We start from the raw sequence: 19,944 nt of genomic DNA, 5'->3' as shown, positions 1-19,944 counted from the left end.
GAAATATAATTTCAAAGAGGGTGGAAATATGTTAGAAAATTTATCGACAGAACATCGTAATGAGAAAACAATGAATCTGGATGAAATGAGCATAAAAGAAGTATTGCAAAGTATGAATGAAGAAGATCGAACTGTTGCGTTAGCAGTTGAAAAAGAGATAGAACAAATTGAAAAGGTTGTACAGACTGTTATTAAATCTTTTGAAGAAGAGGGACGCTTAATTTACATTGGTGCTGGTACGAGTGGTCGTTTAGGTATCCTAGATGCAGTGGAGTGTCCGCCGACATTTGGCACGGATGATAAAATGGTGCAAGGATTTATAGCAGGTGGATTGAAAGCGTTTACTAAGGCGGTGGAAGGTGCCGAAGATCGCGAAGAGTTAGCAGAAGAAGATTTAAAAAGTATTGGATTAAATGAGAAAGATACAGTGATTGGAATTGCTGCCAGTGGCAGAACTCCTTACGTAATTGGCGGCTTGAAATACGCACAGAGCGTAGGAGCGAGTACAGCGAGTATTTCTTGTAATAAAAATGCTGAAATAAGTAAATATGCAAATTTAAATGTGGAAGTAGAAACAGGTGCAGAAATATTAACAGGATCAACGCGTTTAAAAGCTGGTACAGCACAAAAATTAGTGCTGAATATGATTTCAACAGCTTCGATGATTGGTGTAGGAAAAGTATATAAAAACTTAATGGTAGATGTTCAATCCACAAATGAAAAGTTAGTAGAACGGTCAAAACGAATTATTGTGGAAGCAACAGGTGCTAGTTATGAAGTAGCGGCAGAGTATTATGAAAAGGCAGAACGTAACGTAAAAGCTGCCATTGTTATGGTGTTGTTGCAGTGTGAGTATGGGGAAGCACTGGAGAAACTAAAATACGCAAAAGGGTTTGTGAAGAAAGCACTATAAAGTAATAGGGAGGGGGATTCTATTATGAAGAAAGAAGAGAGAATGGCCAAGGAAATTTCGGAGCAACTTGGTGGAATAAAAAATATTCGTAGTATTGCTCATTGTATGACGAGACTACGTTTAACGCTTCATGATGAAAGTAAAGTAAATATGGACCTTTTGAAAAAAGTTGAAGGCGTTATGGGTGTTATAGAAGATGAGACGCTTCAAGTTGTCGTTGGTCCAGGAACAGTAAATAAAGTAGCAGCTGAAATGGAAGGTTTGACAGGACTACGAATTGGTGAGGTAGCAGATCATCACCTTGAAGATATTGGGCAAGAGATGAAATCAGAGATTAAGAAGAAAAATAATACACCGGTGAAAAACTTTTTACGAAAAATAGGAAGTATTTTCATCCCATTAATTCCGGGGCTTGTTGCGTCAGGAATTATAAACGGGGTTGCTAACTTTGCGAAAAATGCTGGTGCTGATCCAAATGCAACGTGGTTACAAATGTTACTACTCATTGGCGGCGGTATCTTTACATTCTTAGGAATTTTAGTCGGCTGGAATACAGCGAAAGAATTTGGCGGGACACCGGTTCTTGGGGCAATTGCTGGTATTTTAATTTTCAACCCGGCGATGGCAAACGTAAAATTGTTTGGTGAAGCATTAGTGCCCGGACGGGGCGGATTGTTTGCAGTTATTTTTGCAGCATGGCTTATGGTTGTAGTGGAAAGACAAGTTCGAAAAGCAGTGCCAAACGCAGTTGATATTATCGTGACACCACTCATTACTGTATTAGTTGTAAGTATCGTAACGATGTTAGCCATTCAGCCATTAGCAGGTTTCTTATCAGATGGTATTACGAGCGGAATTAATGCTATTTTAAATATTGGCGGAGCATTTGCTGGCGCAGTACTTGCGGGAACATTTTTACCTCTCGTTATGGTCGGATTGCATCACGGTTTAACACCAATTCATATGGAATTTATTAATCAAACACACGTAACACCGTTATTACCAGTGCTCGCAATGGCTGGTGCTGGCCAAGTGGGCGCAGCAATTGCGATTTATGTGAAAACAAAAAACAAACGACTTCGAAATGTAATTAAAGGTGGATTGCCAGTTGGCTTTTTAGGAATTGGTGAGCCGTTATTATACGGGGTGACATTACCACTTGGGAAACCGTTTATTACTGCTTGTTTAGGAGCGGCTGTCGGTGGTGCATTCCAAGCAGTTATGCAAACAGCTTCTCTTGGAATTGGCGTATCAGGGCTATCTTTAATTCCGTTAATTGCTGACAATAAATATTTACTCTATTTCTTAGGTTTAGTAATTGCATATGCTTTCGGATTTATCTTTACGTATTTCTTCGGATTTAAAGAAGAAATGGCAGAAAACATATAGAGAAAGGGATTCCTTTCTCTTTTTCTATTAATAGAAAGGGAGATTTATATGATCGGAGTTTCCATTTATCTTTCAAAAGAACGAGTAGAGAAACAAGAAGAGTGGCTAAAAGTAGCGAAGGAAAATGGGTTTACATCTATTTTTACATCACTGCACATTCCAGAAGATGATCCAAATACGTATAAAGAGTTAATTCAAATATTAGGGAAACAAGCTCTTGCACATGAAATGGAGTTAATGGTTGATGTTTCTCCAAAATCGTTACATCATTTAGGGCTAACATATGAAAATGTGGAAGAACTATTGGACTGGGGCATTACCGGTTTAAGAATGGATTACGGCATTGCGCCAAAAGAAATTGCAAGCGTATCTCATAAGATGAAAGTAGCTTTAAATGCGAGTACGATTACAAAGCCATTTTGGAAAGAATTACTTGCAGAACATATAAGAGTAGAGAATGTAGAAGCGTGGCATAATTTTTATCCACGTCCAGAGACGGGACTAGCAAAGTCCTTCTTACAAAAACAAAATCAATATTTACAGGAGTGCGGAATAAAAACGATGGCATTTATTCCAGGAGATGCGGAAAAACGTGGTCCGTTATATGAAGGGTTACCAACGTTAGAAAAACATCGCAATATGCGCCCGCTTGAAGCGTACTTAGAACTTGTTCAAGATTGTGGTGTTGATAAAGTATTGATTGGAGATATAAGCGCAAGTTTGGAAAGTATGCAAGAAGTAGCTAGTGCGAGTAGAGGGATTATTCCATTGCGTTACAAATCATTTATAACTGATAAAGAAGTATTAAAAGTGGTGGAGCAAGTGCATAAAAATAGACTAGATCCGGCTCGTGATGTTATTCGATCTGTAGAATCAAGGGAAGGAAATAGAGTGGTTTTACAGCCGATGCATACAATTGTAAGAAAGAAAGGCAGCATTACAATTGATAATGAATTGTACGGTAGATATGCAGGGGAGATGCAAGTTGCTACACATGATTTACCTGTAGATGAGAAAGTGAATGTTGTTGGAATAGTTGTGGAAGAGGACGTTTCTTTACTGCCTTATATTGGCGCTGGAAAAATGTTTCAACTTTTTCTATGCGATAGAATAAAAGCTTGAATTAGCGCTATTTTGTAGGAAAACATTATCCGTAAAACGGATAATGTTTTTTGTTTTCTTTAAAAAAGTATTTGACGAATGAAATAAAATACCGTATTGTTTTGACTTGTAAATAAAAGTTCACCATAACAAAACAAAAAGGAGAGTTCAAAATGAATCAATATATTGGGAATTTAATTATTCGTATCGTGTTAGGAGTTACGTTCTTTGCACACGGTTTAGCAAAGTTTCAATCAGGTATCGATAATGTAGCAGGATGGTTTACAAGCATCGGTTTACCAGGTGGCCTTGCATACGGCGTAGCAACTGTAGAATTAGTTGGTGGTATATTATTAATTATCGGTTTAGGTGTACGATATGTAGGATTGTTATTCGCTCTTATTTTAGCTGGAGCTATCGTAAAGGTAAATGGAGCAGCAGGTTTATTAGGAGATGGAAAGAATCCAGGATATGAATTAGATCTTGCATTATTATCAATGGGTGCGTATTTATTCGTAGTAAAAGCAGAAGGATATGTAGATCGTTTCTTAAAAGAGAAAGTAATGAAAACGAAGTAAATTTTATTTATAAATGTTGACTTGAAGAAGTATTGTAACTATAATGATTACAACAAATAGATTAAGAGTAAAACAATTTAAATATTTTTTTACACAAGATGTAACTGTATAGGTTACATCTTGTGTAAAAATAAATAAACGGGAGGAAGTAATATGCCTAAATCAAATTTAGAAATTATTCAAAGCACGTATGAAGGATCAGCGTCTTCGAATGCAAAGCATTTAGCAGAAGCCTTCTCTGAAAAAGTGGAATGGACAGAGGCAGAAGGTTTCCCGTACGGCGGAACATATAAAGGCGTAGAAGCTATAATGGAAAATGTATTTAGCCGTTTAGGATCAGACTGGGATGATTATAAAGCAAGTGTAAATACATATCATGAAGTAAACGGAAAAGATGTAATTGTTGCTGAAGGTATGTATTCTGGAGTTTATAAAGAAACAGGAAAATCATTTGAAGCAGAATTTGTTCATGTATGGCAGCTTGAAAATGGAAAAATCGTGAAGTTTAAGCAGTATGTAGATAGTCATATTGTTAGGGAAGCGATGAAGAGCTAATGCTTTTTAAATGGATTGTAGGTATATGTATTACCATTATGGTAATCATCTCTTCTATAGTTGGCGGAAAGAAATTGCTTGCATATGTGGAAAAAGAAAATACAAATATTCAAACCGAGCGAGCGGCAAACGAAAAAGAGAAAAAAGCTGCAGAAGAAGCCCCGCAAATTAGTGAAGGTGAAATTATTTCTACTATGCATAAAATGGTGCACCAAAAGGTAAAATCCTCTGAAAAATGGGGATTTGTAGAGATGACAAAAAAGGAAATTTCTAATGTAAAAAGAGATATTGAAAATAGTACAGGTTTTCAATATAAAATGAAGTTATTTTCTATTATAAATAGATGGGAAAAAGGAGATTTTTCTCAAACTGTTGAGGAGCATAACTTTTTATGGAGCCTTCAAGGTGGAGATACTGGCAAGGCGACGGAACGTTTATCGCCAGAAGAGGAAAAGCAGTATATAAAAGAAATGAAGAGAAAATAAAAACATCGCCAACCCAGATGACGATGTTTTTTCATTAAGAATGTTTTCGCATTAAAGGTCTAACAGGCTGAACGGCAACAGTTTTAAAATGAGAAAATAAATAACATCCTGTTACAACGACAATTGTCCCTAAAATTTGTATCCACGTTAATTCTTCTCCGAGGAATATGAATGCTAAAATGGCTGTGAAAATTGGATTGAAGTTTAGAAAAATACCTGATGTAGTTGCGCCTAATTTTTGTACGCCAATATTCCAAAATACCATACAAAGAACTGTCGAAATAAGCCCAGTATATAAAAGTGATGTGATGAAAGAAGTATTTATATTTGAAACAGTGAAGCTACCTATGTTAAACGGTAGTAATAAAATAACGCCGAAAATACCAGAGTACAACGTTGCCATAAGTGGTGTAGTTGTTTTTGTTGCCCATTTACTACAAACAGAATAGATTCCCCAAATACAAACTGCTGCAATCATCCATAAATCGCCGCTATTAAAATGTAGTGAAAATAAAAGCGAGAAATCACCTTTTAATAGGACGAGGATAACCCCGAAGAATGAAAGAATCATGGATAGGATTTGAAGTGTATTTACTTTTTCTTTTAGAAATAATACTGAAAATAATGCGATTGAAATTGCATTCAATGTAGAGATAAGACCTACATTCGTAGCGGATGTTTTTTCTAATGCTAAAAATTGAAAGATGTTAAAAAGAGCGACCCCTGAAATTCCCATCAATATTAAAGGAAGTATTGCGGTACGTGGTGGAAGGATTTTCTTTTCTTTAAACCATACCATCGGTAATAAACAAACAATCGCAATCATCCATCTTAAATTTGTCAATGTCATCGGCGATGCATGATCGACGAGTGATTTTCCAACGACAAAATTTCCTCCCCATAATAAGCTCGTTAGTAATAGTAAAAAGACGTAAAAATAAGGCATGCTAAAATCCCCTTTTTTGTAATCAATACGAATTGTAAATAATTTTAGCATTTTTCTTTATTATGTAATATATTCTTTTGTATAATGGTGAAAACTCGATAAAATATTTAGTTGCGAATGATATTTACGGAATGATATTCAGTTTTTTGTAAGGTATAAGGTGTTTTTTCGAATAATCATCGGTAAGAAAAAAGGGGGAATTGTAATGGAGTCGTCTGTTATTAAAGTGTTGGATGATTTGGATGTACAAATTTTAGATATATTGCAGAAGGAGTCACAAGTAAGTAATGCAGAGCTGGCACGTCGCGTTAATTTATCACCGGCTGCGATGCATGCAAGAATAAAAAGATTGGATGGGGAAGGTTTCATCGATAAGCAAGTTGCGATTTTAAATCAAGAAAAGCTTGGGTTTGATTTATTATGTTTTATTTTTATGAGTACGAATATTCATCAATTTGACAAGTTGGAAGTGTTGGAGAAAGAATTAGAATCGATGCCGGAAGTGTTAGAATGTCACTGTTTAACAGGAGAGTACGATTATTTATTAAAGGTTGCAAATCGTGATCGTAAAGAACTAGAGCAGTTTATTAGAAAGTTGAATAAGCTTGGTATTACAAGGATACAGACAAGTTTAGCACTTCGTGAAATTAAATATTCGACGGTATTGCCGATACGAAATGAGGAACCGAGCATCGATTAGATTGCTTGGTTTTTGTTTGTATAAATTGATTGACGAGGAGAAAAGAGAGATGTATTATTATATAAAATTATGAATTAAAATTCATTTTAAGTTATAAATATTAATATTGAGGGGCAAGGGGATGTAATATGAAAATCTGTAATGCAGTGACGAGTGATGTGAAAGAAATTTATAGTCTTATTGAGGTTTATGCAAAAGAGGGAGTTGTTTTACCACGTTCTCTTTTGTCTCTTTATCAATATTTGCAATGTTTATATGTTATGAAAGAAGATGAGAGAATTGTTGGAGTTGCTGGATTGCATGTATTAGGAGAAGATCTTGCAGAAATACGATCGTTAGTAGTTTCGCATACATATGCAGGGAAAGGGATAGGGCGTATGCTTGTAAATCATGTAATGGAGGAAGCTACGAAAATAAATGTAAGAAGAGTAATTTCCTTAACATATGAAACAGTATTTTTTCAAAAGTGTGGATTTGATTTTATAAATAAAGAAGCGTTGCCAGAGAAAGTATGGATTGATTGTAGACATTGTCCAAAGGTGGATTATTGTGATGAAGTGGCGATGGTGCGGTATGTTGGATGAAAATTTTATAGAGAAAAAGTTCCCACTATTATTTACATATATAGTGGGAACATATATTTCCATAAGAAATGGACAGGTTATTAAGAATTTGAATTCTTTTGTCTCACGGCAAAATTATAAAGTGGATCTTTAAGTTCATAGTTATACGTTAAACCGTCGACAATTCCTACAACTTTATCATTATCATAAAGGTCGAGCATAAATTGTGCCATTTGTTTTGCAGTGTGGAATTTTGGTACAACATTATCATATTGGAATTCATCAATATCAAATGAACGCTTCGCAAATTCTGTTTCAGTTGCAGCAGGAGCTAAAACTTTTGCTTGCAGTTTTGCGCCTTGTTCTTTCAGTTCGTGAGACAGCCCTTCTGTAAATGCACTTACATAGAATTTCGTAGCGCAATACGTAACAGCATCAGCAACAATTGTGTATCCGCCGCCCGATGAAATGTTAATAAGCTGTGTTCCATCAATCATTGAATAATCTCGAACGAAAAGAGAAGAGAGTATTGTTAGTGCTTCTATATTGACATGCAACATCGTCTCTATTTTATTTAAATTTTGTTCAGCAATTGAGGCGAAATTACCAAAACCTGCGTTGTTAATCCACGTTTCAATTTGAAAAGCTTGTAGGCTTTCATAAAGTTTATAAACATCTTCAGTCACAGATAAATCAGTTTTTCGAATGACAACATCCAACTCAGGGTGCATTTCGTTAATTTTCAATTTTAATCCGTTTAATTCTTCTTGTCTTCGAGCTACAAGTACTAAATTTTTTCCGCGAGATGCAAATGCTAAAGCTGCTGCATAACCAATTCCGGAACTTGCGCCAGTAATAACCGTGTATTTCATATAAAATCCCCCTAAATTCAAATTCATTTATGGTTAGATTGTATTTGTTAGAGTATACTCTAAGTCAAACGTTTTTTATAAATTTGATACGGTTATAAAATATATGAGGGTAAGCATGTGAAGGGAGTTTTAGTATGTACACAATTAGCGAGGTAGCAAAATTATTAGGCGTGAGCACACATACACTACGTTATTATGAAAAGGAAAATATATTAATTGCAAATCGTGATACAAATGGAAATCGACTTTACGAAGAGTCACATATAAAGTGGTTGCAGTTTGTAATGAAATTAAAACAAACGCAAATGCCAATAGCGAAAATAAGAGAATACGCTAGATTATATACAGAAGGGGAGCATACAACAGAAGCTCGTTTACAGCTCCTAGAAGATCATAGGAAATCTATTCAGATTCAAAGAGAAAACTTAGAGGTTACAGAGAAGATGCTTGAGAATAAAATTCGTGCATACAAAAACTTATTGGAAAATAAATAGATGGTTGTTATGTGATGAAAAATGGATTTGATCTATGAGTATTTCATCATAAGTGTGCGGACAAATAAAAAAGAGCAGCTAGCAAAAGCTAACTGCTCCATTCAAGGGATCTCTCCAAGGGGGAGTGGAGAAAATATTATGTTACTAGCAGTATTGACAGATTATTGAGAAATATACAAATCAGATGAAAGAAATTTTAAATAAACTTTCGGCATTGACAGTTTTTAAAATGTTCATGTACAATATATATGAATGACATTCAGTCATTTTTATGTGCCAGGATGCAGTTAGCTTAGAAGTGGAACAAATACAATGGTAAATGAGGATGATAGTTGTTTTTATATAGTATTGATGAAAGAGTATATTTTTTTAAAACAAAATGACTGATAGTCAGTCATAAGAGGTGAGAGGTATGAAAAATAGAGCTTGGTTATATGTCATATTAACATGTATCTTTGAAATTTTTTGGGTGTTTGGTTTTAATACGGCTAATACTTGGTGGCATTGGATTATTATTTTAGGAGTTATCGCTGTTGATTTTCACTTCCTTTCTAAAGCGTGTGAACATCTTGCAACAGGGACTGTATATGCTGTTTTCGCCGGAGCTGGTACGGTAGGTACTTTCTTAATGGATGTATTTCTTTTCGGCGGAAGTTTCAGTGTAGGGAAGTTATTTTTTATCGTGATGGTTGTAGCTGGCGTTATCGGTTTAAAGCTAGCTGATAATAAAGAAGAAACTGTGGAAGGAGCTGCTTAAAAATGGGTTGGTTTTTCGTATTTTGTGCTGCAATTAGTGAAATAGTCGGTGTGATAGGACTTAAAATGTATAGTAAAGATAAGACATTAGCCAATGGTGCGATTTATATCGGTGGGTTTGCTACATCCTTCGCATTTTTGTATACTTCCTTCTTATTTTTACAAGTAAGTGTCGCATATGCGGTTTGGATTGGTATCGGAACAGCAGGTGCAGTTTTGTTAAACATGTTCTTGTTTGGTGAGTCGAAAAGTAAAGCGCGTATCATTAGTGTGTTTCTTATTGTATGTGGAGTGACAGGATTAAAGGCACTTTCTTAAAGATATATTGCATTTTTATCTCCTAATTGTTTATTAGGAGATTTTATTATAAAAAAATGAGTTCCTCTTAGAGTTCACTATCATTGACAGTACAATCGATTATCTTATAAAATGAGTGACAGTCATTCAATATGCGTGTGAAAGGGTTTAGATGATGAATAAAAAAGAGAAAATTGTCTATGCAGCTATTGAAGTGTTTCAGGAAAAGGGCGTCGAAAAAACGAAGATTTCTGATATCGTGAAATTAGCTGGCATTGCGCAAGGAACTTTCTATTTATATTTTCCTTCTAAGCTATCTGTTATGCCTGCAATAGCAGAAGTGATGGTTGAAAAGATGATACTTGCAGTGAAAGAAAAAGTACAAAAAGATGTACCTTTTTCAAATAAAGTGGCACAAGTAATCGATGCGGTGTTTCACTTTATAGAGGAATACCGTGAAATACAAGCTTTAATGTATGCAGGTCTTGCATCTACTGAACATATAAAAGAGTGGGAAGCTGTGTATGAGCCTCTTTATATGTGGTTAAGCGAATTTTTAAGTGAGGCGAAAGAAGCCGGTGAAATTCGTGATTCGGTTCACGCAGAGCGAACAGCGAAGTTATTTATCGCTCTTGTTGAATCAGCAGCGGAACAAGTTTATTTATATGATCATAAAGATGATGAGCAAGTGGATTTGCAAAAGGCAGAAGTACTAGATTTTTTAACACATGCACTACATATAAAGAAGTAGTAAGATGAACCTGTCTGAAAAGGTAGGTTCATTTTTGAGGAAAACTGAATGATAGTCATTCACCTAATACTTATGTATGTGTAGAAGGATAGAGTGAAATTCTAATGAGTGGAGGCATCCTCACTCATTACTAGCCCGCAAAGAGCAGGATAAAGAAAAAGCTTCTTGGGTATTATTTTTTGAGAGGAACTTATGGGAAGAGGTGTTAAAAAGTGAAGAAACCGATAAAAGAACAAAAGATGGTATTGGTTATTCTTTTGAGTAATATATTTATCGCTTTTTTAGGGATTGGATTAATCATTCCGGTTATGCCGTCCTTTATGAATGATATGCATTTAACAGGGAAGACGATGGGATATCTCGTTGCAGTGTTTGCAATGGCACAGCTCATTACTTCACCTATTACAGGCCGATGGGTTGATCTTTACGGTAGGAAGAAAATGATAATCATTGGATTATTTATTTTTGGTGTTTCAGAGCTTCTTTTTGGATTAGGAAAAGATGTGTGGATGCTTTATGTGGCAAGGGTATTAGGCGGAATTAGTGCTGCTTTTATTATGCCTGGTGTTACGGCATATGTTGCGGATATTACATCTATTCAGGAACGTCCAAAGGCGATGGGATACTTATCTGCGGCTATTAGTACTGGATTCATTATAGGGCCTGGAATCGGCGGATTTATTGCAGAATACGGTATACGTGTGCCGTTTTTCGTTGCAGCAGCAATTGCTTTTATAGCATGTGTGATTTCAATCTTTATTTTAAAAGAACCGTTAACGAAAGAAGAACTTGCAGAGATTTCTTCTAGTACGAAAGAATCAAGTTTTATTGGTGATTTAAAGAAATCATTACATCCAATGTATGCAATTGCATTTATTATCGTATTTGTACTCGCATTCGGATTATCGGCGTATGAAACTGTGTTTAGCTTATTCTCAGATCATAAATTTGGTTTCTCGCCGAAAGATATTGCAGCAATTATTACAATCAGTTCAATCTTTGGGGTAGTTGTGCAAGTATTTATGTTTGGCAAATTGGTAGACATGTTCGGTGAGAAAGTATTAATTCAAATATGTTTAATTGTAGGTGCAGTATTAGCATTCGTCTCAACTGTAGTCTTTAATTATTGGATTGTACTTCTCGTTACTTGCTTCATTTTCTTAGCATTTGATTTACTTCGTCCAGCTTTAACGACGTTTTTATCAAAAGCAGCTGGAAAAGAGCAAGGATTCGTTGCTGGAATGAACTCGACTTATACGAGTTTAGGAAATATCGCAGGACCAGCGATGGGCGGAATATTATTTGATATGAATATTCATTATCCATATGCATTTTCAGGAGTTGTTTTAATAGTTGGTCTCGGCATTACATTTATGTGGAGAGAGAAACAGTTGGCTGAGAGTTTTGCGAAGTAATAAAACCCCTTACGACGGTAAGGGGTTTTTGTTTTATAAACTTAATCCAAACCGTTTTAATTCAATAAAAATCCCCTCTAATTGCTTTCCTTTATCCGTTAATGTGTACTCTACACGAGGCGGAACTTCTGGATATACTTTTCTCGTTATAATGCCTTGAGATTCTAATTCCTTTAGTCGAAGCGATAATGTTTTTGGACTAATCCCATCCATTGATTTTTGTAAATCACTAAAGCGTAATGTTCCTTCGATAAGAAGATCACGAATGATTAAAAATGTCCATTTTGTACTAATTACATCAAGCGTTTTAGCGATAGGACAAGGTATGCCAGGTAAACCTTTCGTTAATTCAACTGGATCTATATTGTTCATGGAACAAGCCTCCATAAAATTTTTTTGGATGAATTTGCTTTATAGTATCACAAAACTATACTTTTGGTAACTATATGAAAAAAATATCACTACTTCCATAAAGGAAGTTAGTGCATATACAATAGTAATACGAAACATAAAGGATTTATATGAGGAGGTGGTGATTTCCATGGGGATAAAAAAGTTATTTGGATTCCTTAGTTTGTTTGTTATTTGTATTGTGCTTGTAGCATGCGGCGCGGAACAAAAAGGTGAAGTTCAGTTATTAAAAGAAATGCCAAGGCCAAAAGCAATGACAATTGATCCCTCACTAAGTAAAAAAGAAGCGACAGAAATGGTTCATGCGGCGCAGCGTTTTTATGCATTTTGGGATACAGGTAAGGAGGAACTTATTCCGCAGACTGTTACTAAAGATTTCTTCGATAATACATTGCCGAAAGGGCGACCACAAGGCATTGAAGGATTAAAGTTTGCAGCGCAAAATTTTCGTAAAGTTGTGCCTGATATACATTGCGAGATTGAAGACTTATTGGTTGTTGGTGATAAAGTAACAGCCCGTCTTTCTTTTACAGGAACGCATAATGGTAAGAAAATTAATTTTTTTGCAATTGATATTTTACATGTGAAAGACAGAAAGATAACGGAGGATTGGCATTTAGAAGATAATCTTACACTACAGCAGCAACTCGGCTTAATAGCTGAAGAGTAGATCATATAAGGGAGAGGAAAGCGATGAAAAATATATTTATTATAAATGGTCATGAAAAATACGGTACAAAGGAAGGACGATTAAATAAAACGTTAGTAGATTATATGGTTACTCTATTAGGCGAGAATCATTATGTGAAAACAACAACGATTCAAGATGGTTACAATATTAAAGAAGAACAGGATAAATTTTTATGGGCCGATGTTGTTATTTATCAAACACCGATTTATTGGTTTAGTGTTCCAGGCTTATTTAAAACGTATATGGATGAAGTATATGAATATGGTTTGTTCTTTAAAGGTGCAGATGAATATGGAACAGGTGGTTTATTAAAAGAGAAAGAGTATATGTTCTCTACAACTTGGAATGCACCTGAAAAAGCATTTGGAGATAAGACGAAGTTCTTTGAAGGAGAAAGTTTAGAATCAGCGCTTAGTCATTTACACCGCGTGCAAAAGTTTCTCGGTATGAGTCCGTTAAAGAGTTTTGCTTGTTATGATGTGGTGAAGAATCCGGATATTGAGAAGTTTTTAGTAGACGTGAAGAATCATTTGGAAGAAGTCATTCAATAATAGTTTACATCCCTGCACATTTGTGTGGGGATATTTTTTTACGAGAATTAAATTTTAACTTTAGTATTATTTTGAAAAGTAGCACTTGAATTTTAGATAGTTAAATAATAACTAATACTTCATTTCAAAAGTCGAATGATTTTGTTGTTTTTGTATTTTCTGTAAATACACCTTTTTTAAAATTTTATTTAATGATATATTATTTTTAGATGATAATGTGGTAAAAAAATGAATATATAACAGTATTTTCAAAAAAAGTTATTGAACATATGCTCGTCATACCGTCCACTAAAATTAGTATCACTTATGACGAAAATAATTTAGAGCGTGAAGATAGAGTTTATGAACTTATTGATAAAAAATTAGAACAAAGAGGAATATTTTCTAAGTCTAAATTGCAAACATTGGGTAAAGGGTAAATATACTATCTAATAGATCAAGAATTTGATAGATACTTACTTTTATTTAAGAATGAGAAAGTGAGGAACAAAATGAAATTAGCAATTCAAACAAAAAATTTAACAAAGTCTTTTGACAATCAATCCATTGTAAGGGATTTAAACTTATCTGTTCCTGAAGGAAGTTTATATGCTTTTATTGGACCAAATGGTGCAGGAAAAACAACAACAATGCGAATGTTATTAGGATTAATTCCATTAGATAAAGGAACGATATTATTTAATGATAAAGATATCAAAGAATGGAAAGAAGAATTATTTGAAAATGTGGGGTGTTTTATTGATTCACCTACCTATTATCCTAATTTAACAGCATATGAAAATTTAGCCTATGTACAAAAAATGATTAATGAACCTTTAGATGAAATAGATAGAGTATTAAAAACTACAGGAATATATAAAGCAAAGGATAAAAAAGTGAAAGATTTTTCTTTAGGAATGAAACAAAGGCTAGGTATTTCCTTTGCTATTCTTAATAATCCTAAAATATTAATTCTGGATGAGCCGACAAATGGATTAGACCCAGAGGGAGTACACGAGATTAGACGTTTATTACTTCATTTAGTAAAAAATGAGGGGAAGACTATATTTATTTCTAGTCATAATTTAGCTGAAATTGAAATGATAGCAGATCACATAGCATTACTACATAAGGGTGGCTTACTCTATGAAGGGAAGTTAAACAGTATTATTACTTCTGGAGAATATATTGTTCATGTTGATGATACTGCTGCCACAGAAAGGGTTTTAAATACAGAGGGTATGCCTTATAGCATAGAAAAAGAAGGGGTATTCAAAGTAATAATAAATCAAGATAGTGTTCCTAGTTTAACAAGAATATTAATTAAAAATGATATAGATATTTTTGAAGTTAGTCCTAAAAAGCCAACATTAGAGGAAGTATTTTTATCTTTAACTAAACAAAAGGAGTTACTATAATAATGCAATTTATCTTTAAAAGTGTAAATAGTGAGATGAGGAAAATTGGTGGGAGAAAATTATTATTATTTTCTTTGTTTTTTTCATTATTATCAAGCTTTTTGTGTATAAGTTATTTTATTTTTAACAAGAATAATCCTGACATGTTTCAATCTACAAATCTTATAGCAATTACAGTAAACTTTAATACACTAACATTAAGCATTTTTTCTGCTTGTATGTGGTATTTTATCATTTCTTCTGAAAATAAATATGGTACTTGGGCTATTATTTATACAAAACCCATTTCAAAATTTAAGTTATTGATAGCTAAAAATATATTGTTTATACTGTTCTATTTGATCTTTGATATTTTAAATTTTTTGGTAATAGGTATCTATGCTTTTATAAATGGTTATGAAATATCCATACTGTATTTTTTAAAAATGTTGATACTTTGTACCGTTTTATCTTTAGCAATACCATATTCTCAATTGCTTTTACATTTAATAATAAAAAAGGGAGTCTTAGCGGCATCCTTGTCAGTTATTTGGATTTTCTTTAGCGTAACATATGGATTATTCCCTGCAATATTCACAAAGACATTTCCAATATTTTATGCATTGAATATAGTAAGTGACATAATGATTAAAAAAACAACTATTTTAATATATCTTGCAAGTTCTTTAATATATCTTGCAAGTTCTTTAATATATATTTTAGGAATTATGTTATTAACTGTGAATTTTAAATATTATACATATGAATAATAAAGGGTGAAATAAGTGGGTATATTAGGTGAGTATAAAAAAAGTCTTCATAATGGATTGTATATCCTGTTACTAGTATTTTTGTTGATACCAATAAGTTTTCAAGTTTTTCTAACTGTAGCGTCTCAATTAAAAGATGGCGTTGTCATGCATATAGCGATTCTGAGCCTTTTTTGTAGGTTGTTTTTACCTATTGCGATAGGTCTATTAGTGTCGTTTTCTTTTGTAAACGAATTTAGAAGAAAAGGATATATGTCTGCTATTTATCATGGAATCACTTTAAAAACTATATTAAGTAATAAGTTTTTGTTTTGCTTAATAATTACTTTTAGTTATTTAATATGTGCTTTAGTCATAACTAGTATACCTATAGTATTAACGGTTGATAATCTTGGGACTGTTTATCAAAGATTAATTTTTTCTATACTTTTTATGGTGATTAGTTCTTTAACTATTGTGAATCTACATTTTTTAATAAATATAATATTTTATAAAATCCCGTTACTTTCATTATTAGTAGGGGTTATAGGCGGATTGGGTAGCTTTTTTATCTCTCATACAAACTATTGGATACTATTCCCTTGGTCATATCCAATTATGAGTCTTTATTTTGAAAGCATTGAAATAAAACAATTGTCTATTGTTCTAGTTGTATATTTATTATCATTAATGATTTGCATATTTATGTTGTCAACTTTCTATAATAAAAAAACAATGAGATGGAATTAAATTTACAATGAGGCAAGGGGTTCTTATATGGCGATTAACGGGATGGTCTTTCAAGTTGCAAAAATGAACGGGGCATTAGATGTTATGCTAGGTTCATTTATTGCATCTTGGGGCATGAGTGCTCTGTACTTTATCGTTGGTATGAGCAGTATTTTATTATTTATGAAGGCGATAGGGAAAGAGAAGTATGAGGATGAGAGAAATGTTTCTCAAATTGGATGAAACTATATAAAAGCGAACCAGTTATACTGGGACTCGCTTTTTATATAATTTTTAGAACGGATCAACTTCAGCTAAATCAGGGTTAGCATTCGGATTTGTTAATAAGGTTTTCAGCTCACCTACTTCTGAGAGAGCAACGAGGATATAACCACTAATAAGAACGATGAGTCCAATGACCCGTAATGTTTGCAGTGTAATATCACGGCTATTGTTTTCGGAGTTGTCTTGGGGCGGAGAAGGTGGATTATTGTTCATAGTTAGGCTCCCATCTTTTGTATTTATATATGTGCGAAATCATTATTTAACTTATGGATAGGAATTATATAGTCATTTTCACTATATGAGAACTGCCTATGAAAAGTGATAAGGAATTTTTGGGCGAGAAAAGGGGGGGATCCAAAAGATTATTAAAACTGAACTTTTGGATTCCCCTCTTTTTATTTATCTTGCTATTTGTGGTGGTCGGATTGCCTGTAAACGACCAGTTGGTGAGGGCTAATTAATCAGTGGGGGATGAATAAAACCCCACTGATTAACTATTTTCATGTAAATAAAAGGAGGTTAGTTATCCTAATATACGCAACGATTCTTCAATAAACGCTGGGATGTCCTCTGGCTGTCTACTTGTTACTAGCTGATTTTGACATACGACAACCTCTTTGTCATGAAAGTTCCCGCCGGCATTTTTCAAATCGACTTCAATAGATTTATATCCAGTGACATCACGTCCTTCAAGTGTTTGTGCAGTGATGAGTAGCTGAGGTCCGTGACAAATAGCGAAAACAGGTTTTTCCGCATCCATAAATGCTTTACTAAAGCGAACAAAACGTTCATCTGCACGAAGTATATCTGGAGAAAATCCACCCGGTATGAAGAGGGCATCAAAGTTCTCTGGAGAAACATCATCAATACTTTTATCAATTACGACTTCACTTTTTCCTTGCTTACCGTGTACTGTTTTCCCTTTTTCCATTTCAATAGTTGTTAATTCATATTCCTTTTGATTAAAAGCTGCTACTGGCTCTGTGTATTCTGTGTCCTCGAAATAATCCGTTATTAAAATAGCAATTTTTTTACTCATTCTAATCCGCTCCTTATATTATATTATATTATATTATATTATCGGTTCCAGAATCTTCCTTGGGCAATACCTTCTATAAATGATTCAATTGAAGTGTTTGTTAGGTTATAAACTCCTGCTCCATCCAGTTTAATCTTACTATTGTCCAAAGCATGAGGATTACTAAGGACATGAGCTATCGGTTTAAAATGTTTAAAAGTAGTTTCTGTAAATTCTAAAACAGGGGGGTGAATGACAGACTCACTACTAAACACTAATACTGCATCAAAAAGCGAAGAGTCTGTTGTTGTATAAGTATCAGTTACTTTAATGGAATCATTGAAATGATAAATTTTATTATCTATGATGCTATAGTTCATTCGGTGCTGTGCAAAAGCTTGAATCCATTCGGACAGAAGGGAGACGCTTGGGTCACCATTTAATAGAATTGCGACATTTTTAGAATCAGATTTAAAAATAGTATTGGACATACTTAGTGCAGGTGATTTTGCATCTGAATTTACTTCGTGATTTTCTTTAGGTAAAGGAGCTCCAACAATGTTAGCGACTTCTTGTGCTAATTGACGATCGACGTGGTTTAGGAGAGCAATTACATTTGCCTTCACCATGTCTGATTTACACTTCCCAACTTCAAAGCAAAAAGCTTCTTTTATGTGCTGCTTTTCAATAGGGCTCATACTATTGTAGAAAAGTTTAGCCTGAGAATAAAAGTTAAGAAAGCTTTTACTACGACCTCTAATTTTATGCCCATCAATCTTTTCTTGATAATGTTCATATCCTCCTTGTTCGGCTTGGACGGTTGCAGGTTGATTGTTATTTAATCCGTTAGGATGATAGCTTGTTTGACCGCGATGAATCTGCATTTGATGCATACCATCACGTTGATTATTATGAAAAGGACATACGGGTTGATTGATAGGGATTTGATGGAAATTAGGGCCCCCTAAACGAGATAATTGTGTATCTGTATAGGAGAATAATCTTCCTTGCAGAAGAGGGTCATTTGAAAAATCAATACCTGGTACGACATGACCAGGGTGAAAAGCTACCTGCTCTGTTTCAGCAAAGAAGTTATCAACATTTTTGTTCAATGTCATTTTACCAACTAATTTTACGGGAACTTCTTCTTCTGGCCATAATTTCGTTGGATCTAAAATATCAAAATCAAATTTATGTTCATCTTCTTCTGGAATTAACTGTAATCCAAGCTCCCATTCAGGATAATCCCCTTTTTCAATTGCTTCGTATAAATCTTGACGATGAAAATCAGGATTTTTCCCAGCAATCCTTTGAGCTTCATCCCATACTAATGAATGAACCCCAAGGGTAGGTTTCCAGTGAAACTTTACGAAATGGGCTTTTCCTGCTGTGTTAATGAGTCGAAATGTGTGAACTCCAAAACCTTCCATCATTCGTAAACTACGCGGAATAGCTCGGTCGCTCATTTGCCACATGACCATATGAGTGGACTCAGGATTATGCGCAACAAAGTCCCAAAAGGTATCATGAGCGCTAGCTCCTTGAGGAATATCATTATGTGGTTCTGGTTTAACTGCATGGACAAAATCAGGAAATTTAATAGCATCTTGGATAAAGAATACGGGCATATTATTACCCACTAAATCATAGTTTCCTTCATCTGTATAAAATTTTGTGGCGAATCCGCGTACATCTCTTACTGTGTCGTTGGATCCTTTAGAACCTTGAACGGTTGAGAACCGTACAAATACAGGTGTTTTCTTTGAAGGATTAGTAAGAAAATCTGCTTTCGTATATGCTTCTAACGATTCATAAAGCTGAAAATAACCATGAGCGCCAACTCCGCGTGCATGAACAATCCTTTCAGGAATTCGTTCATGATCAAAGTGGGTCATTTTCTCGCGAAAGTGGAAATCCTCCATTAAGGTTGGGCCTCTTAAGCCCATCTTTAAAGAAAATTCATCCTCGGCTATTTTTACTCCTTGGTTTGTTGTTAAAGCATGTTTGCGTTGATTATCCGTAACATGGTGCTTCAATTGCTCCATTTTTTTATTCACAATATAGGCCCCTCCTTTACTTTGTTAATTTAATAGATACCCTTTTTATTAGGACGTAAACATGTATTATGATTTTTGTATGTAAAAATCATAATTAAAACCTAAAACATGAAGGGGAAGAAAGGGAGTTTGTATAGCACTCTAAGCTTAAGAAAAACAGGAGTAACATACCTAAAGTTTTTAATTAAGTATGAACGATAGGTTTAACATTAAAAAATAAAAAGGCCAAGGAGATCATTTATTTTTGAAGTGACCCCTAAAA

The 19,944-nt window shown here is 34.2% G+C and carries 24 protein-coding genes and 1 pseudogene; 19 read left to right on the top strand and 6 right to left on the bottom strand.

Annotated elements, in window-relative coordinates; all coding sequences use genetic code 11:
• Positions 1 to 28: 28 nt before the first annotated feature.
• From murQ to DN401_RS25220, 6 genes are all read left to right on the top strand, one after another.
• On the top strand, positions 29 to 913 hold the full coding sequence (gene murQ, locus DN401_RS25245; protein WP_000892350.1) for an N-acetylmuramic acid 6-phosphate etherase: 885 nt from the start codon (positions 29 to 31) through the stop codon (positions 911 to 913).
• 24 nt (positions 914 to 937) lie between these two features.
• Positions 938 to 2,302, top strand: coding sequence for a PTS transporter subunit EIIC (locus tag DN401_RS25240; protein WP_000711293.1), 1,365 nt, complete (start codon positions 938 to 940; stop codon positions 2,300 to 2,302).
• Positions 2,303 to 2,350: 48 nt separating this feature from the next.
• Positions 2,351 to 3,424 carry a DUF871 domain-containing protein gene (locus DN401_RS25235; RefSeq protein WP_000580626.1) on the top strand — a complete coding sequence of 358 codons (1,074 nt, stop codon included), beginning with the start codon at positions 2,351 to 2,353 and terminating at the stop codon, positions 3,422 to 3,424.
• A 152-nt stretch (positions 3,425 to 3,576) separates the two neighbouring features.
• The gene (locus DN401_RS25230; RefSeq protein ID WP_001077751.1) at positions 3,577 to 3,981 is read left to right on the top strand and encodes a DoxX family protein; all 405 of its coding nucleotides are present in this window, start codon (positions 3,577 to 3,579) and stop codon (positions 3,979 to 3,981) included.
• Positions 3,982 to 4,134: 153 nt separating this feature from the next.
• Positions 4,135 to 4,536: a nuclear transport factor 2 family protein gene (locus DN401_RS25225; RefSeq protein ID WP_001126699.1), complete on the top strand. Its 402-nt coding sequence runs from the start codon at positions 4,135 to 4,137 to the stop codon at positions 4,534 to 4,536.
• On the top strand, positions 4,536 to 5,021 hold the full coding sequence (locus DN401_RS25220; protein WP_000897995.1) for a PRK06770 family protein: 486 nt from the start codon (positions 4,536 to 4,538) through the stop codon (positions 5,019 to 5,021). The genes DN401_RS25225 and DN401_RS25220 overlap by 1 nt, the downstream gene beginning before the upstream one ends.
• Before the next feature lie 34 nt (positions 5,022 to 5,055).
• Here DN401_RS25220 and DN401_RS25215 read toward each other — a convergent pair whose 3' ends face one another.
• The gene (locus DN401_RS25215; RefSeq protein ID WP_001146242.1) at positions 5,056 to 5,967 is read right to left on the bottom strand and encodes a DMT family transporter; all 912 of its coding nucleotides are present in this window, start codon (positions 5,965 to 5,967) and stop codon (positions 5,056 to 5,058) included.
• Between the two features lie 205 nt (positions 5,968 to 6,172).
• Here DN401_RS25215 and DN401_RS25210 point away from each other — a divergent pair, with 205 nt between their 5' ends.
• Both DN401_RS25210 and DN401_RS25205 read left to right on the top strand, forming a co-directional pair.
• Positions 6,173 to 6,667, top strand: a complete 495-nt coding sequence (locus DN401_RS25210; RefSeq protein WP_000446097.1) for an Lrp/AsnC family transcriptional regulator — start codon at positions 6,173 to 6,175, stop codon at positions 6,665 to 6,667.
• A 128-nt stretch (positions 6,668 to 6,795) separates the two neighbouring features.
• Positions 6,796 to 7,251 carry an N-acetyltransferase gene (locus tag DN401_RS25205; RefSeq protein ID WP_000686663.1) on the top strand — a complete coding sequence of 152 codons (456 nt, stop codon included), beginning with the start codon at positions 6,796 to 6,798 and terminating at the stop codon, positions 7,249 to 7,251.
• 80 nt (positions 7,252 to 7,331) lie between these two features.
• Here DN401_RS25205 and DN401_RS25200 read toward each other — a convergent pair whose 3' ends face one another.
• Positions 7,332 to 8,102 carry an SDR family NAD(P)-dependent oxidoreductase gene (locus DN401_RS25200; protein WP_071740644.1) on the bottom strand — a complete coding sequence of 257 codons (771 nt, stop codon included), beginning with the start codon at positions 8,100 to 8,102 and terminating at the stop codon, positions 7,332 to 7,334.
• Positions 8,103 to 8,236: 134 nt separating this feature from the next.
• Here DN401_RS25200 and DN401_RS25195 point away from each other — a divergent pair, with 134 nt between their 5' ends.
• From DN401_RS25195 to DN401_RS25175, 5 genes are all read left to right on the top strand, one after another.
• On the top strand, positions 8,237 to 8,596 hold the full coding sequence (locus DN401_RS25195) for a MerR family transcriptional regulator (RefSeq protein WP_000288065.1): 360 nt from the start codon (positions 8,237 to 8,239) through the stop codon (positions 8,594 to 8,596).
• A 412-nt stretch (positions 8,597 to 9,008) separates the two neighbouring features.
• The gene (locus tag DN401_RS25190) at positions 9,009 to 9,353 is read left to right on the top strand and encodes a DMT family transporter (RefSeq protein ID WP_000796022.1); all 345 of its coding nucleotides are present in this window, start codon (positions 9,009 to 9,011) and stop codon (positions 9,351 to 9,353) included.
• Between the two features lie 2 nt (positions 9,354 to 9,355).
• On the top strand, positions 9,356 to 9,670 hold the full coding sequence (locus DN401_RS25185; RefSeq protein ID WP_000539671.1) for a DMT family transporter: 315 nt from the start codon (positions 9,356 to 9,358) through the stop codon (positions 9,668 to 9,670).
• Positions 9,671 to 9,821: 151 nt separating this feature from the next.
• The gene (locus DN401_RS25180) at positions 9,822 to 10,400 is read left to right on the top strand and encodes a TetR/AcrR family transcriptional regulator (RefSeq protein WP_002025356.1); all 579 of its coding nucleotides are present in this window, start codon (positions 9,822 to 9,824) and stop codon (positions 10,398 to 10,400) included.
• Between the two features lie 212 nt (positions 10,401 to 10,612).
• Positions 10,613 to 11,815, top strand: coding sequence for an MFS transporter (locus tag DN401_RS25175; RefSeq protein ID WP_149288022.1), 1,203 nt, complete (start codon positions 10,613 to 10,615; stop codon positions 11,813 to 11,815).
• Between the two features lie 33 nt (positions 11,816 to 11,848).
• Here DN401_RS25175 and DN401_RS25170 read toward each other — a convergent pair whose 3' ends face one another.
• Positions 11,849 to 12,187: a winged helix-turn-helix transcriptional regulator gene (locus DN401_RS25170; protein WP_001059470.1), complete on the bottom strand. Its 339-nt coding sequence runs from the start codon at positions 12,185 to 12,187 to the stop codon at positions 11,849 to 11,851.
• A 169-nt stretch (positions 12,188 to 12,356) separates the two neighbouring features.
• Between DN401_RS25170 and DN401_RS25165 the strand changes: the two genes are divergently transcribed.
• From DN401_RS25165 to DN401_RS25140, 6 genes and pseudogenes are all read left to right on the top strand, one after another.
• Entirely contained in the window at positions 12,357 to 12,896 is a 540-nt protein-coding gene (locus tag DN401_RS25165) for an ester cyclase (RefSeq protein WP_000511552.1), read from the top strand.
• A gap of 23 nt (positions 12,897 to 12,919) precedes the next feature.
• Positions 12,920 to 13,468, top strand: a complete 549-nt coding sequence (locus DN401_RS25160) for an NAD(P)H-dependent oxidoreductase (protein WP_059304112.1) — start codon at positions 12,920 to 12,922, stop codon at positions 13,466 to 13,468.
• Between the two features lie 491 nt (positions 13,469 to 13,959).
• Entirely contained in the window at positions 13,960 to 14,865 is a 906-nt protein-coding gene (locus tag DN401_RS25155) for an ABC transporter ATP-binding protein (RefSeq protein WP_000761417.1), read from the top strand.
• A gap of 2 nt (positions 14,866 to 14,867) precedes the next feature.
• A complete protein-coding gene (locus DN401_RS25150; RefSeq protein ID WP_149288021.1) occupies positions 14,868 to 15,614 on the top strand; it encodes an ABC transporter permease in 747 nt (248 codons plus the stop codon).
• A 15-nt stretch (positions 15,615 to 15,629) separates the two neighbouring features.
• Positions 15,630 to 16,343: an ABC-2 family transporter permease gene (locus DN401_RS25145; RefSeq protein WP_000511803.1), complete on the top strand. Its 714-nt coding sequence runs from the start codon at positions 15,630 to 15,632 to the stop codon at positions 16,341 to 16,343.
• Between the two features lie 6 nt (positions 16,344 to 16,349).
• Positions 16,350 to 16,565 (top strand): annotated as a pseudogene (locus DN401_RS25140) (MDR family MFS transporter); the annotation flags it as partial.
• A gap of 51 nt (positions 16,566 to 16,616) precedes the next feature.
• Here the strand turns inward: DN401_RS25140 and DN401_RS25135 are convergent.
• The 3 genes from DN401_RS25135 to DN401_RS25125 form a co-directional block, all read right to left on the bottom strand.
• Positions 16,617 to 16,820 (bottom strand): hypothetical protein, encoded by a 204-nt coding sequence (locus DN401_RS25135; RefSeq protein WP_001063856.1) that lies wholly within the window; start codon positions 16,818 to 16,820, stop codon positions 16,617 to 16,619.
• A 310-nt stretch (positions 16,821 to 17,130) separates the two neighbouring features.
• Complete coding sequence (locus DN401_RS25130) at positions 17,131 to 17,646, bottom strand: type 1 glutamine amidotransferase domain-containing protein (protein ID WP_000037531.1); 516 nt, start codon at positions 17,644 to 17,646, stop codon at positions 17,131 to 17,133.
• Between the two features lie 38 nt (positions 17,647 to 17,684).
• Positions 17,685 to 19,682, bottom strand: a complete 1,998-nt coding sequence (locus DN401_RS25125) for a catalase (RefSeq protein ID WP_001035774.1) — start codon at positions 19,680 to 19,682, stop codon at positions 17,685 to 17,687.
• Positions 19,683 to 19,944: the final 262 nt, after the last annotated feature.

This window comes from Bacillus sp. BF2-3 (assembly GCF_008368795.1).
Classification (GTDB): domain Bacteria; phylum Bacillota; class Bacilli; order Bacillales; family Bacillaceae_G; genus Bacillus_A; species Bacillus_A cereus.
Note: the sequence above shows the minus strand (reverse complement) of the source record. Positions and strands in the feature narration are given on the sequence as shown.

Excerpts from the sequence above, each read along its gene's own strand:
- DN401_RS25170 (WP_001059470.1), bottom strand. The coding sequence starts at position 12,187 with ATGAACAATATAGATCCAGTTGAATTAACGAAAGGTTTACCTGGCATA.
- DN401_RS25160 (WP_059304112.1), top strand. The coding sequence starts at position 12,920 with ATGAAAAATATATTTATTATAAATGGTCATGAAAAATACGGTACAAAG.
- DN401_RS25205 (WP_000686663.1), top strand. The coding sequence starts at position 6,796 with ATGAAAATCTGTAATGCAGTGACGAGTGATGTGAAAGAAATTTATAGT.
- DN401_RS25165 (WP_000511552.1), top strand. The coding sequence starts at position 12,357 with ATGGGGATAAAAAAGTTATTTGGATTCCTTAGTTTGTTTGTTATTTGT.
- murQ (WP_000892350.1), top strand. The coding sequence starts at position 29 with ATGTTAGAAAATTTATCGACAGAACATCGTAATGAGAAAACAATGAAT.
- DN401_RS25230 (WP_001077751.1), top strand. The coding sequence starts at position 3,577 with ATGAATCAATATATTGGGAATTTAATTATTCGTATCGTGTTAGGAGTT.
- DN401_RS25195 (WP_000288065.1), top strand. The coding sequence starts at position 8,237 with ATGTACACAATTAGCGAGGTAGCAAAATTATTAGGCGTGAGCACACAT.
- DN401_RS25155 (WP_000761417.1), top strand. The coding sequence starts at position 13,960 with ATGAAATTAGCAATTCAAACAAAAAATTTAACAAAGTCTTTTGACAAT.
- DN401_RS25240 (WP_000711293.1), top strand. The coding sequence starts at position 938 with ATGAAGAAAGAAGAGAGAATGGCCAAGGAAATTTCGGAGCAACTTGGT.
- DN401_RS25180 (WP_002025356.1), top strand. The coding sequence starts at position 9,822 with ATGATGAATAAAAAAGAGAAAATTGTCTATGCAGCTATTGAAGTGTTT.
- DN401_RS25185 (WP_000539671.1), top strand. The coding sequence starts at position 9,356 with ATGGGTTGGTTTTTCGTATTTTGTGCTGCAATTAGTGAAATAGTCGGT.
- DN401_RS25150 (WP_149288021.1), top strand. The coding sequence starts at position 14,868 with ATGCAATTTATCTTTAAAAGTGTAAATAGTGAGATGAGGAAAATTGGT.
- DN401_RS25190 (WP_000796022.1), top strand. The coding sequence starts at position 9,009 with ATGAAAAATAGAGCTTGGTTATATGTCATATTAACATGTATCTTTGAA.
- DN401_RS25130 (WP_000037531.1), bottom strand. The coding sequence starts at position 17,646 with ATGAGTAAAAAAATTGCTATTTTAATAACGGATTATTTCGAGGACACA.
- DN401_RS25225 (WP_001126699.1), top strand. The coding sequence starts at position 4,135 with ATGCCTAAATCAAATTTAGAAATTATTCAAAGCACGTATGAAGGATCA.
- DN401_RS25210 (WP_000446097.1), top strand. The coding sequence starts at position 6,173 with ATGGAGTCGTCTGTTATTAAAGTGTTGGATGATTTGGATGTACAAATT.
- DN401_RS25200 (WP_071740644.1), bottom strand. The coding sequence starts at position 8,102 with ATGAAATACACGGTTATTACTGGCGCAAGTTCCGGAATTGGTTATGCA.
- DN401_RS25215 (WP_001146242.1), bottom strand. The coding sequence starts at position 5,967 with ATGCCTTATTTTTACGTCTTTTTACTATTACTAACGAGCTTATTATGG.
- DN401_RS25235 (WP_000580626.1), top strand. The coding sequence starts at position 2,351 with ATGATCGGAGTTTCCATTTATCTTTCAAAAGAACGAGTAGAGAAACAA.
- DN401_RS25220 (WP_000897995.1), top strand. The coding sequence starts at position 4,536 with ATGCTTTTTAAATGGATTGTAGGTATATGTATTACCATTATGGTAATC.
- DN401_RS25135 (WP_001063856.1), bottom strand. The coding sequence starts at position 16,820 with ATGAACAATAATCCACCTTCTCCGCCCCAAGACAACTCCGAAAACAAT.